Raw genomic sequence first — 13554 nt, forward strand, 5'->3', positions numbered from 1 at the left:
TTCTAATCTTCGTAAAAGATATTTCCATTTTTTTTATAACTTATATCAGTATTAATTTTTTCTTTTTCTGCTTTATACAAATCACTTCAATCTTTTAATTGTTGTTTTGTTCATAATTGTTCATTTATTCTTCTTGTAAATAATTTATTTGGGCTTACACCATAAGTTGCATATCCATATGTATACTGTCTTAAGTAAGATATTGAATAACTTTTCAATGGCGCTGCATTAAAGTTTGGTAAAACATAAAAATTTTCATAAATTATTTCAGTTTCTAATTCACCAAAACCTTTTAATCTTTCTACTAAATCATATTTTTCTGCTCTATCGATTTCATAAAATTTATCTGTAGTATCTTCAATACTTGCAACAAATGAGTCACTTACAGTTGTTTTAAATTTATCATTTACTTTATATGTTAAATTTTCTTCTCCAACACCTTCACTTGCATCATCTCTTTTAAGCAATAATGGTGTTGAAGAACTTAATTCAGTTTGGAACCCTGTAAATTTAGATAAATCTCCATCAATTCCTAATGTTCCAACAAAACTACCAGGATCTGAGAAATCTGGTGTTCAAGCAATATTAAATAAATGAAATTTTCCTCCAAAATAAGCTTGTAGATAATCATTATAGGCTAGAATATTAAATTTAATTTCTATTGGATTATTTGGAATTTCATTAAATTGAGCAATTGTTCTTGTTAAATATGGGTTTATAGATGTATTATGTGTATCTGAACCAACATATTCTAACTCAATTTTTCCTTTTGAATTTTTAGTTAAATTATTTTCTTCTATAAATTTACTTATACTTTCAACTAATTCTGCTTTTGTTTTTCCAACATAAACACTTTCTTTATTTAAAAATGAATCTGTACCATCAACAAGTGTAGTTACAGAATTAGGTTTTGCACCAAATTTCTCCTTGTATGAATCTTCAATATATTTTACATAATCTTTTCCATTAGCATCATATGTTAATTCCGGTGCTGTAAATGTATTTCTAACATTTCCTGATAAATTAGGATCACTATCATATTTTTCAGAATAATATTTTGCCAAAACATTTCTATTAAATCCTGTTGATATAAAAGCTCTAGCTTCATTAAATTGAAGTAATTTACTTCCTGAAATTTTGGCTGCATCATCAACTGCACCAGAATTATAATTTGTATTATATGAAAGTGCAAAAGTTTGAGTTGAAAGTGCTTTTCCAACTGAAACTTCATCAATTTTGGGATTATTTATATCACTTCCCACATATCTTTCTCAACCCACAGCATCTGCTGGATTAATATTATATGAAATTGTTTCACCAGTTTCAAATAACGTTCTTGTTAAGTCAGTTGATTGTGTTGTAATTTTTTTATAAATAATTGTTTCAATTTCAGTTTTATTTGCAAAATAGTGACTATTATTTTTTTTGAAAACCATTTTTGTTCCATTTAAAATATTTTCCACATCATTTGGTAAATATGGCCCTGAAAACAATGTTTTTGATGGATCTGGTACAACCCCATTTGCTCCATTTGCATAATTTTCAATTGGAGATGGAGAAAATACGTTATATGTTAATAATGATTCAAAATAAGGTGCAGGTTTTTCTAAATGGAATGTAACGTTGTATCCATCATTACCATCATCTGCAATAATTCCAAATTTAAAATCCGCTATTCCTGCTTCATTTTTTTGAACATCATTACCATTTGCATCTTTAACAGTATATAAATAACCACTTTTAACTTTTTCAATAATTTGATCAAAAGTTAAAGTTGCATCCTTAAGTCTTCCAATTGCAGTTGATACTTCGTTTGCCCCTTTAATGAATTGCAATCATAAAAAAGATGTAGCAACATTATTTGCAGGAGTTAACGCAAATTTTGCTGAATTTAAAAAGTCACCCGCAGTAATTCTTCTTACTTTTGAACCATCTGCTTTATATCAATAAGCTTCATCTCTTAATTTATATTTTCATGTTGTTAAATCAATATTTGAATTTGTTGAATCGTTTCCAACATAAATACTTTTCCCACTGCTTGATCCTGAAACTCCAGCATAAGCTGACTCAACAAGATCTCCATATGTTCTTCCATATTCATCAACACTTAATATAGTTCCAAAAATATTTGCTAAATATTCTGTATCACTTGCTGATGAAGTTGCAATTGGGTTTCATGATTTTGGAGGAGCTGTATATACTGCTACATACTCCTTTGTATTAATTTTTTTATTTCTAATACTGGCAAAGTCAAATCCAACTTTACATGCAACAACAGAGGAAGTCGTTGTTGAAACTAATGTGACAGCTGAAATTGCACTTAATAACCTTCTTAATTTTATTTCCATATTATTTTTTCCTTTTATCTATGATTTTTTGGATCAAGAGAATCAGCAAATATTTTACCAACAATGTAAAATACTAATGATAATCCTCCAATAAATACGACTGGTACTATTAATAAATGAGGTGCTATTTGTCAATCAGATCCACTTAATAAATCAGTTAACATAGAACCAAGTGATGCTGATTTTGCATCTGAAACAGAAACGAAACCAAAACCTAAGTATGCAAGTGATGAATCAATTCCAATAGCTGCAGGAATTGAAAAAGCAATTGACTGAACTATTATTGGTAAAATTGAAGGTAAAATATTTTTTCTAATTATTTTTCCTCCCTTTGAACCTAAAACTTTTGATGCAATATTAAATTCCTTACTTTTATTTAAAAGAATTTGAAATCTAATTAAGGATGCTAATCCAATCCAATTTGTAATAGATACTGCTAAAACAGCTACCCACATACCTCTATTTCCTGAAAACAGAAATATAATAAATAATCATAATACAAGTTGTGGAATAATTGATATAAATCTAATTGCTTCTATAAAAGCAATATCAAATCTAGTATTATATCCTCAAATTGATCCAATAATAATTCCAAGTACTATTTGTATTAAAACAATTATTACTGTAAATAGTAAAGTTGTTCGAGTAGCAATTCATGTTTTATTCCATAAATCCTCTCCCATTTTTCCAATCCCAAATCAATGTTCACTTGATGGAGCTTGATTTATTGGGCCATCTGGATATGTTGGAATTGCATATTGTCCTAATGCAATTGTCATTGAACATATAATTATCAAAATTATTAAGACTAATGAAATTAGAAAAGCTGGATTTTTAAAAACCTTTAGAAATACTGATTTCCAATAACTATAAGGTTTTGTAACAATATGTTCAGCAGTAACTTTATCTTCACCAACAATAAGAAATAATTCTGAATCTAATTTCTCAAAATCATAATTTGTATTTTTATTTAAAATTACTTTCATAATTATCCTTTCTTTTTCTCCATTAGTTTTACTCTTGGATCTAGTAATGCCATTAAAAGATCACTAATTAAACTTAATAATAATGATATTGAAGCACTAACTAATACAATTCCCAAAATTAAGAAAAGATCAGTTTGACTAATTGCAGAAACTGTTGTATTTGCCATTCCAAGAACACTTCAACTTTGTTCAACAAGTAAACTTGCTCCAAATAAATTGGCAATTAATGCTGCAGGAATACTTCTAATAATAGCAATTCCTGCAATTCTAAATATATGAACAAAGAAAACATATCTATTTGTCATTCCTTTTGATAAAGCAAACTTTGTATAATCTGCACTCATTTCATTAACAATGTATCTTCTTGTTTCAAAAATAATTGCGGGTGTTCCTAATAAAACTAAAAGTAAAACTGGGAATATCTTTGTATATAATGTTGAATCAGTTCATAACGACCCTGCTCCAAGATAGTATATTGAAAATTGGAAAAATAACCTAACAATAACTAATGCAGGTAATGCAAACATAATTAAACAAAACCAAGTTATAAAATTATCTTTAACATTTTCCTTATTTATTGCAGCATAAATACCAATTGGAATACCTATAAAAAATGATATTACTGTAGCAATTGCACCAAGTTGAAAAGAAACAGGCATATTATTTGATAAAATTGTCTGCACAAATGTTCCTTTTGCAAATCCACCACTATCAGTAAAAGTAATACCTAAGTAGAAAAGCTTAGTGACCATTGTTCCTGTAATTGAACCATCAGATTCATAATGAGCATCTGTTAAAATTTCTTTTGGTATAAATGGTGTTATATTTCTTAAATAAATAATAATTTGTGATAGTAATGATCCATCAACACCTAATAATTTTTTTCTATTTTCAATTAAATTGTAGTATTGTTCTGAACCATAAATAATATTATTTTTATTTAAATCAATATCTCCAATATAAATACTGTCACTTGCAACAATATTTAATAATGCATATAAAACAGCAATAGCAATATATAAAGTTATAATTGCATAAAATATTCTTTTTAAAGAATATGTCAGTAGTGGATAACTACTTAAAAAATCATTTTTCTTATTATTTAAGACCCCTATTTTATAATTTAAAATATTTAAATTCACTTTCTTTTTCTTAAATAATTTGTTCTTTTTTATATCTAAAATTAATATTTTTATTCTTTCTTTCTCTTTCTCATTTTTATTTATATATTCATTCTCATTTTCTTTTAATTTTTTTATATTATTTTTCTCATTCATTTTTTCCTTTCTAATAATAAAAAAATAGTATATCTTAGAAAATTATTTAAAACTAATTTAAATATTTCTGTAGATATACTATTCTTGTAATTATTTTACTTGGCTCACTTTATTTTAATAGGAACCCGAATCTCAATCTACATCAAAAAAAACTTCCATGCTTTCATCATTCATGAAAATATTTTTTTTGGTAATATTATTGAAAATTGGACATTGTAAAAAAATAATTGCAAACAGTTCTTTTTTTGTTAATTTTAGTAAATTAAAAAGTTCACCACATAATTGTGATTGATAAACTTTTCTTTCAAGTATAGATATTTTTATACCACTCATTACTCATTACCTCCATTAACTTTTTTATATTAAAAAAATAATTTGCCTTTGTCAACTTTTTTGAAAAAGAATAAATTTATTTACTTATTCAAAAATAATATATACTTTTATCAATTTTTTTGTAATTTCCATTAAAACCATACATAACACCTGTTAAAAAATCAATAAGTCTTTTTCTTTCATCAATATTAATCAATTTTAAGCTAATAGTTACGTGATTAAATTTTAAAAGACAGTCTGCTATTTGTTTTGTTTCACCATAATTTAAAGGTTCGAAATGTGTTTTATTTAATTTATCAAATTCAATATCATCAATAAAATCTGAATTTTCATCATTTAAAATACTTTTATTATTTTTTTCAATTTCTTTATTGAAAAAACCCATTAATTATCAGCTCTTTCTTAAAAAAGTTGGAAAATCTCCATCTTCATCATCAGAAGATTCTTCAATTTTTTGTGCAACTGGTTGTTCATTATGATTATTATTTCATTGTTCAATTTTTTCTGGCACTATTTTTAATTCTTCTTCTGCTTGTCTAACATACTCAGGTCTTTTATCTTGATTATTCATAAATGAAGTTCTTTGTTCATAGACAGTTTCTACTTTTGAATTGTCACTATATTCCATTTGACCTTGATTTGAAATATCCTTTCTCTCATTAAATTGATTTGATTGATTTAGATTTGGGGCAACATAATCTTCATCAAATCCAGTTGCTATAACTGTAACTATTAAATCATCATCTAAATGTTCATTAATTGCAATACCAAAAATAATATTTACATCTTCTCCACTTGCTTGTTGAACAATATCAACTGCATCATATGCATCATTTAATGAAACTGTTTTTCCACCAGTTACATTAATAATTGCATCTTTTGCTCCACGAATTGATGTTTCTAATAACGATGAGGTTATTGCTTTATTTGCAGCTTCTATTGCTTTATCTTCACCTGAACCAATTCCAATTCCAAATAAAGCATTTCCTTTACCTTTCATTACTGTTCTTACATCAGCAAAGTCTAAATTAATAACAGCTGGAACAGCAATTAAATCTGTTATTGTCTGAACACCCTGTTTTAAGATATTATCAGCTTCTCTAAATGAGTCTTGAACTGGAATTCCTCCAATTATTTCCAATAATCTATCATTTGAAATGATTATTATTGAATCTACATATTTTCTTAATTCACTTACACCTTGAATTGCATATGAATTTCTCATTCTTCCTTCAAATCTAAATGGTTTTGTAACAATTGCAATAACTAATGCACCAGTCTCCATTGCCATTCTTGCAATTTCAGGTGCAGCACCAGTTCCAGTTCCTCCACCCATTCCTGCTGCTACAAAAATCAAATCTGCTCCTTTTAAAGCTTCTTTTATTTCAGTCTCAGATTCAATTGCTGCTTGCTTTCCTACTTCAGGATTTGCACCTGCTCCAAGTCCCTTCGATATCTCTTTTCCTAAAATTATTTTTGTTGAAGCAGAACTTGCCCCTAAAACTTGCATATCAGTATTTGCAACTATAAATTCAACTCCTTGAACATTATCATCAACCATACGATTAACAGCGTTGCAACCTCCGCCTCCAACTCCAATAACTTTTATATTAGCATTTTGATTAAAATCTAAATTTATAGCCATTTTATTACCTCACTTAATTATCTATTTCTTTGTGTATTTATAATACCATTTTGTTGTGGTATGTTTCTATTGTTTTGAAAATTTGAAACTATTCTTTGATTGTTGTTTACAATTTTATTTCTTAATTGATTATTTTCAATATCTCTAATTAACTCACTTTTAGAAATACTAAATGTACTTGTTTTTATTTCTTTATTATTTTTATTTGCAATATGTGCACATTTTATCATTCCACATATAGCAGTTGTTCATATTTCACTTGCTCCTGTAACAAGTGAAAAATATATTTGACACACATCTTTAAATTGACTTCTAAAAAGAATTTTTTCAAAGCCAGCAATTGTTGTAACTTTGCCAGTATGATGAATTTGAAAATTTTTAATTCTTTCAAATTCCCTTTTGATTAAAATATCTGACTTATCAATAATTGAATTTATTTCTTCTAAAATAATATTTTTTAAATCTTTTGATCTTAATTCATAATTAAAACCCTTTGAACTAATATATTTTCTATAAACTACTGTATCATCCAATGTATTTGATGAAAAATCTAGTATCTTAAATAAATATTTTTCTGCTATATCAAATTTTGCTTGCATTCTTTCTGCAACATTTTGAATTATGTTTTTTATTCCAAAATTTATTGTATCTTTTTTTGCAAGAGTTTCTTTTGAAAAATAACCAATATCAGTTTTTTCTCAATCCCAATTAATTATTGCAAAATTTTGTCTAAATGTTTGATCACTATTTGATTGACGAGCTAAAGCATATAATTCATTTGTTGAAATTAACTCTTCAAGTTTTAATGATTTTAAAATTTGATTAAAAGATTCTTTTACTTTTTTAGAGATTGTATAAACTTTTGCCTTCATTACAATATTTTTTGCTCTGTGGTTCAATGGAACGGTTCCCATTTGAGTTACATTATCTAAAGTAAATAAATATGGTTTTATATTTATTACTACATGCTTATCATCATAAATAATTTTTCTAGCTGTTGAATATAAAGTTTTAATATTTTCTTCTTTTATAACAAAATCAGCACTATTAATAAATTCTGTTGCTATTGCATCTTTAATTTGCATTGTTAATGTAGGATAAACAATTGAAATTCTTTCAATTTTTTGTTGAAATGTGGTATTGAATTTATGAATAATTTTACTTAATCTATGAGAAATTTGATTTGGATCTATAATTTCATCCTCATTTGTTAATCAATTTCCAGAAATTTTTTCCTTAAAGATAACTTTTAAACCTGTATTAATTTTATACTTACCTACTACAAATCTAATATCTTTTTTTGTCACTTGTAATACAGCATAAATTTCTGTTTGCATATTAATCTTCCACCTTTCTAATTGCTCATAGTTTTGCACTATGAGATCTCCTATTTTCTTCTAATTCTTGACTACTTGGTAAAATAGGTTTTTTAATAACCAATTCAAAATATCTTTTTGCTTCAATTGAAATTGGTAATTTTTTTAAAAACTTATCTTCTTTTAAAATAGTTTTAGTTTTAAAAATATCTTTAATTATTTTTTCTTCTAAAGAGTGAAAAGTAATTACTACTAGAACTCCATTTGGTTTTAATAATTCTAATGAATTACTTAAAGATTTTTTTAAAACTTCAAGTTCATTATTTACATAAATTCTTAGAGCTTGAAAAACTTTTTTTGCTGGGTGTTTTTTTTGTTTAAGGACTTTTTGAGGAAGTGAATTTTTAATTATTTCTACTAATTCAAAAGTTGTTTCAAGTTTCTTTTTTTTTCTGTATTCTATAATTTTTTTAGCAATATTATAGGAAAATTTTTCTTCTCCAAATTTAAAAAAAATATCCGCTAACTGCTTTTCTTCATAATTGTTTAAAACAAATTTCGCAGTTTTTATATTATTTTTCTGATCCATTCTCATATCCAACTCAGAATTAAATCTATAACTAAATCCCCTATGTCCTTGATCAAATTGTGGACTAGAGACACCTAAATCATATAAAATTCCATTAACTTTTTCTACACTATTTAATGCTAATAGAACTTTTATATCCATAAAATTTCCCTCTAAAATAGTAAAATTACTTGATATTTTTTCAAGTTTTTTTCTACTTATTTCAATAGCTTCAGCATCTTGATCAATTGAAAAAAGATGACCATTTTCTATTTTTTTTAAAATCTCTGCACTATGACCACCTCGCCCAAGAGAGCAGTCAACATATATACCATTTTTATCTATATTCAATAATTCAATTGATTCTTTTAATAAAACAGATTTATGCTCATGTTCCATTACTTAACTCCGCCCAATATTTCAGCTGCATCCACTAATTGATTTTTAATCAATTTATTATATGCTTGATGTTTTTCCTTATCTCAAATTTCAATTCATTCACCAGCCCCAGTTATTTGAACTGTTTTTGAGATTCCAACTTCTTCTAATAGATTTGATGGCAGTTTAATTCTTCCTGAATTATCTATTGATAATTCATCAGTATTAGAAAAAATTGTACGAACTATAGTTCGTGTAGAAGATAAAAGTTTATTTTGAGATTGTAATTCTTCATATCATTTTTTAAAAACTTCAGGAGTTCTCAATTCCAAACATTGCCCATCAATGCTTCTTGTTACATAAATTAATTCTCCTAATTTATTACGTAATTTTGAAGGTATTGTAACTCTTAATTTATTGTCCAAATTATGTTCAAATGATCCAAATAACATATTAATCTCCCACTTTTTCCCACACTTCTACAATTATATACCACTTTTAAACATAATCAAGTATTTCATTAAAAATAGTCCCACAAAATAGAAAAAATGAACAAATTTTAAACAAGTGAAGATAAATTTTGCATGCAAAAACAAGTGTAGAATTTATTTATAACAAAAAATTAAATATTAAGTAATTAATATCTGTTATACAAACCTATCACAAATATGAAATATATTGTGCAATTAAAAAATAATATCAAAATTAATTCTAGTAATTGTGACGTTGTATAAAAAGATAAAGTCTAATAACTTTAAATTAAAAGAAAAAAAGAAAATTAAAATTTAAGAATTTTGTAAAAAACTATAGACTAAAAAAAGACGATAATATAATTGCAATAAATTTATCAAATACAACTTAAAATAATCTTTATTTATCTACTGCTATTAACCTTAATAATTTTGCATAAAGTAAAGAAATATCAATGAGTAGAAATAGACATTGGATAATCAAGAAATTAAATATTTTTTGTTGCTTAAAAGGGGAAATACTTAAATAACATTTAAAATCAAAATATAATATAGCAGAAATATATGCCCATATTAATTGATACAATAATAAAATATAAAAAGATTAAAATAAAAAAACACCAGCTTATGCTAGTGTTTTTATTAATCTTTATTAAAGTATAAAATTTATTTTTCCTACTTTATTTTTTTCTAATGCACAATTTTAGATTCAATTGTTTTAATAGATTTGGCTAATTCTTCACCAAATATCTTTTCTGATTCTAAAACTCATTCAAGTGCAGTACTATTTTTTTCTTTTAATTTAAAAATTAAATATTTTGATAAAAATATTTTGTAGTATAAATAAAAAGCTTTTAATAAATCTGCACAAACAACAGGATTAGAATTGTTAACAATTTCCCTAAATTTTTCCATGCTCACTTCACATTCTAAGATGCTAAAACCATTTTCTCTTAATGAATGAAAAACTGATAATGGAACAATGTAATTTGAAATTTGATTTACAAAATTTAAAATAATTTTCACCTCCAATAATATAATCGTCATATATAAAAAAAATAAAAATTTTTTTAAAATAAAAATACAACCTTAAAGGTTGTATTTTTAAAAATTGATTAATCAACTTTTTTTGCTTCTTTATTTTTATAATAACCACATTCACGACAAACTCTATGTGGTTTTATCATACTACCGCAATTTTGACATGGAATAATCGATGAACTCACTAATGATAAATGACTTCTTCTTTTATTTTTTGCAGCTTTACTGGTCTTTCTAAATGGTACAGCCATATTCTCCACCTCCGTTATTCTTTAAATTTAAAATCTTTAAGTTTTTCTCATCTTTGATTAATTTGATTCATTTGTTCTTGTTGGTATTCTTCTTCAGACATAAGAATATAATCTTTACCGACAAATGAAATTTTACCATAATTAATGGTCAAATTCATAGGAATATTTAAAACAATTTGTTCCATTGTATAATCTAAAATATTAAATTTTTCCCCAAAAACAACATTTGACTGATCATTATTTATATTTTCAAAATAATATTCATCAACTCATTCAAATTCTTGATTAATTAAATTAATTAAATTTCCATCACGTGCATCAATTGCTTCAATATCTGTTTGAATTTTTGCTTTTACAATTAAAGATTTAATAGAATCTCGATAATCAAAAGTGCCTCGAACTTTTAGGTTTGAAATTTTTTTTATTAAATCATGATTATAGTTATAATTTAACGGTACTTCTATTTTTTTATCAAATTTTATGTGTTTTTTAAATATAATTTCTTTTTTAAGCATAAAATTATCTAACCTCAATTTTTAATTTTTTAAAATTATCTAATAATTTTTCTCACTCTATTTGAACATCTTGGGTTGTTAATTGATTTAACACATTATTAAATTCAAATGACACAGAAATAGATTTTGAATTTGTCTTTTTAAGTTCATCATCTTGATATATATCAATTAATTGGATATTTGTAATAAATGAAACATTATTTGTAATTGATTTTATAATTTCATCATATTTTTGATTATTATCTAAAATAAATGAAACATCTCTTGCAGTTTTTTGAAATTTTGAAATTTCTTCTGCTCTAATAAATGAATTCATATTTTCTTGGAGTTTTGTTATATTTAATTCTAAAATGAAGGTTGAATCTAATTTTTGAGATTGTTCAAATCTTGGATTTAATTTAAAAATATACCCAATTAATGTATTTTTAATAACTATTTTTGCATTAATAAAAGGATGCATATCACTATTTACATTTTCATATGTTTCAAATTTTATATCATTATCTTTTATATTGTAGTGGTTTAGTATTTCATCACAAATTCCTTTTAAGTATTGATAACTTGCTTTTATATCTAAATTATAACTTTTTTGCTTTAAAATATCACCACTAATTAAAACAGCTAAATGCCTTTCTCTTAAATTTTTTAAATTATATATATCTGCAAATTCATATAATTTTAAATTTCTATTTCCTCTTGAGTAATTCAAAGAAGCCGTCTCTATTATTGATGATGCCAGACTCAATCTGTAAACTTCTCTTAATTTACTTAAAGGAGACATTAATTTAATTGAATATGTAATATTAAATAAATTTCATCTTTCCATTAATTCATTTGAAATTAATGAGTAACTTTTAATATTATTAAATCCCAGACCTACTAAAAAATTTTCAATTTGATATTGTAAATTTAAATTTAGATTTTTATTTTTATAGTTTGAAACAATAACTGGGGGGACTGATTTGATATTATCATATCCATAAATTCTTGAAATTTCTTCCACTATATCTGCAGAATGATTAATATCTCTTCTATATTGATCTACTTCAAAATGAAGCTTACCATTTTTTTCTGTTACTTTAAAATCCAAAGTTTTAAACAGTTTTATAATTTCTTTTGTTGTTAATTCAATTCCAATTAATTTATTTATATATTCAAGTTCAACTTCAATTAATGTTTGTTTTTCATCTATTTCTTTGAAAATTTCCATTTTACTATTTGATTCATAAATATTGTATTGATCTAATCAATACAATACTCTATTTTCTGCAAGATTATAAAGTCTTGAGCTAATTGGTTTCATATAACGTTGTAAATCAATAGAGGATATATTAAATTCTTTTTGTTGTTTTCTCATAAAAATAGGATCTAAAGATAAATAAATAATCATTATTTCTTCTGATTTAGCTGTTGGTAAAAAATCTAAATTAAAATCTACACCTAAGGTTGAAATTATTTCATTTTCACACATTAGTTGTAAATTAGTTTGATGAGTTTCAGTTTTATTATTCCTAATTTCCAATTGAGCTGTTAATTTTTTTGGGTCTAGAAAAATAATAGGTTGCCCTGTTTCAATAGCAATTACATTTGCTAAATCTAATCAAAAATTATGAGTAGTTTTTACATTGTTAAATTTTAATCATATGTCATGATTAGAATATATTTCATTTTTAATTTGTTCAATACTTAAAATTTTCTTTTTTAAGACTATTTGTGAAGCAATTGTTTTTACATATTTTTCAATTGATTTCTCACATTTTATTGAAACTGGTAATGATAATTCATTTTGCTTATGTTTATAATTCTTTGTTAAATCCGATATATCTTTATTAAAGTAATTTGCTATTTCTTTAACCAATTGTAAAGCTGCTAAAGCATCACTTCTATTTAAAGTTAAGTCTATTTCTCAAACTGCATCTAAAAAGCCAATTTCTTCTAATGCTGTCTCGCTACCAATTAATGAATATAAATCTTTTTTTGATTTGATTGAATAAATTTGTTCTTTTTCTTTATCACTTAAAACCTTTACATTTATACCAATTTCTTCCAATGAACAAATCATTCCTTCTGAAATTTTGCCCTTAATTTCTTTTTTTTCTAATTTCATTCCTGTTGAAATAGTTTTTCCGGGTTCTGCTAAAATTATATATTGACCTTCTTTAACATTACTTGCACCACAAACTATTGGAGATACAAGTTCTTCACCTTTATCAATAAAGCAAAAATTTAAATGTGTATTTTCAATTGGGCTAACATTTCCAACATGTGCAATTTTAAGTTTGTCATTTAATTTTGAATAATCTTTAAATGAATCAACTTCAAAACCAAGAGAATTAAGTGCAATTGTTATTTGTTCATTTTCAATTCCCACTAAATCAATAAATTTATTCAATCATTTTCTTGTAATATACATATTCTAATTACCT

The 13554-nt window shown here is 24.8% G+C and carries 13 protein-coding genes; all 13 read right to left on the bottom strand.

Going from position 1 to position 13554, the window contains the following annotated elements; translation table 4 throughout:
* Window positions 1-2 precede the first annotated feature (2 nt).
* The gene (locus STAIW_RS04285) at window positions 3-2348 is read right to left on the bottom strand and encodes a peptide ABC transporter substrate-binding protein (RefSeq protein WP_020834606.1); all 2346 of its coding nucleotides are present in this window, start codon (window positions 2346-2348) and stop codon (window positions 3-5) included.
* A gap of 14 nt (window positions 2349-2362) precedes the next feature.
* Window positions 2363-3334, bottom strand: coding sequence for an oligopeptide ABC transporter permease OppC (oppC, locus tag STAIW_RS04290; RefSeq protein ID WP_020834607.1), 972 nt, complete (start codon window positions 3332-3334; stop codon window positions 2363-2365).
* Window positions 3335-3336: 2 nt separating this feature from the next.
* Window positions 3337-4611 carry an oligopeptide ABC transporter permease OppB gene (gene oppB / locus STAIW_RS04295; RefSeq protein ID WP_020834608.1) on the bottom strand — a complete coding sequence of 425 codons (1275 nt, stop codon included), beginning with the start codon at window positions 4609-4611 and terminating at the stop codon, window positions 3337-3339.
* Between the two features lie 114 nt (window positions 4612-4725).
* The gene (locus STAIW_RS04300) at window positions 4726-4944 is read right to left on the bottom strand and encodes a hypothetical protein (protein ID WP_020834609.1); all 219 of its coding nucleotides are present in this window, start codon (window positions 4942-4944) and stop codon (window positions 4726-4728) included.
* 76 nt (window positions 4945-5020) lie between these two features.
* Window positions 5021-5329 carry a cell division protein SepF gene (gene sepF / locus STAIW_RS05730; protein ID WP_020834610.1) on the bottom strand — a complete coding sequence of 103 codons (309 nt, stop codon included), beginning with the start codon at window positions 5327-5329 and terminating at the stop codon, window positions 5021-5023.
* A 3-nt stretch (window positions 5330-5332) separates the two neighbouring features.
* Complete coding sequence (gene ftsZ, locus STAIW_RS04310) at window positions 5333-6589, bottom strand: cell division protein FtsZ (protein WP_020834611.1); 1257 nt, start codon at window positions 6587-6589, stop codon at window positions 5333-5335.
* A 17-nt stretch (window positions 6590-6606) separates the two neighbouring features.
* The gene (locus STAIW_RS04315) at window positions 6607-7926 is read right to left on the bottom strand and encodes a cell division protein FtsA (protein ID WP_020834612.1); all 1320 of its coding nucleotides are present in this window, start codon (window positions 7924-7926) and stop codon (window positions 6607-6609) included.
* Between the two features lies 1 nt (window position 7927).
* Window positions 7928-8872, bottom strand: a complete 945-nt coding sequence (gene rsmH / locus STAIW_RS04320; RefSeq protein ID WP_020834613.1) for a 16S rRNA (cytosine(1402)-N(4))-methyltransferase RsmH — start codon at window positions 8870-8872, stop codon at window positions 7928-7930.
* Window positions 8872-9303 carry a division/cell wall cluster transcriptional repressor MraZ gene (gene mraZ, locus STAIW_RS04325; protein ID WP_020834614.1) on the bottom strand — a complete coding sequence of 144 codons (432 nt, stop codon included), beginning with the start codon at window positions 9301-9303 and terminating at the stop codon, window positions 8872-8874. The genes rsmH and mraZ overlap by 1 nt, the downstream gene beginning before the upstream one ends.
* Before the next feature lie 708 nt (window positions 9304-10011).
* Window positions 10012-10347: a hypothetical protein gene (locus STAIW_RS04330; RefSeq protein ID WP_148285989.1), complete on the bottom strand. Its 336-nt coding sequence runs from the start codon at window positions 10345-10347 to the stop codon at window positions 10012-10014.
* Between the two features lie 89 nt (window positions 10348-10436).
* Entirely contained in the window at window positions 10437-10613 is a 177-nt protein-coding gene (gene rpmF / locus STAIW_RS04335) for a 50S ribosomal protein L32 (protein ID WP_020834616.1), read from the bottom strand.
* Between the two features lie 14 nt (window positions 10614-10627).
* Complete coding sequence (locus STAIW_RS04340) at window positions 10628-11128, bottom strand: DUF177 domain-containing protein (RefSeq protein WP_020834617.1); 501 nt, start codon at window positions 11126-11128, stop codon at window positions 10628-10630.
* A gap of 4 nt (window positions 11129-11132) precedes the next feature.
* Window positions 11133-13541 (bottom strand): phenylalanine--tRNA ligase subunit beta, encoded by a 2409-nt coding sequence (gene pheT, locus STAIW_RS04345; RefSeq protein WP_020834618.1) that lies wholly within the window; start codon window positions 13539-13541, stop codon window positions 11133-11135.
* Window positions 13542-13554 lie beyond the last annotated feature (13 nt).

This window comes from Spiroplasma taiwanense CT-1, from assembly GCF_000439435.1.
Lineage (GTDB): Bacteria > Bacillota_I > Bacilli_A > Mycoplasmatales > Mycoplasmataceae > Spiroplasma_A > Spiroplasma_A taiwanense.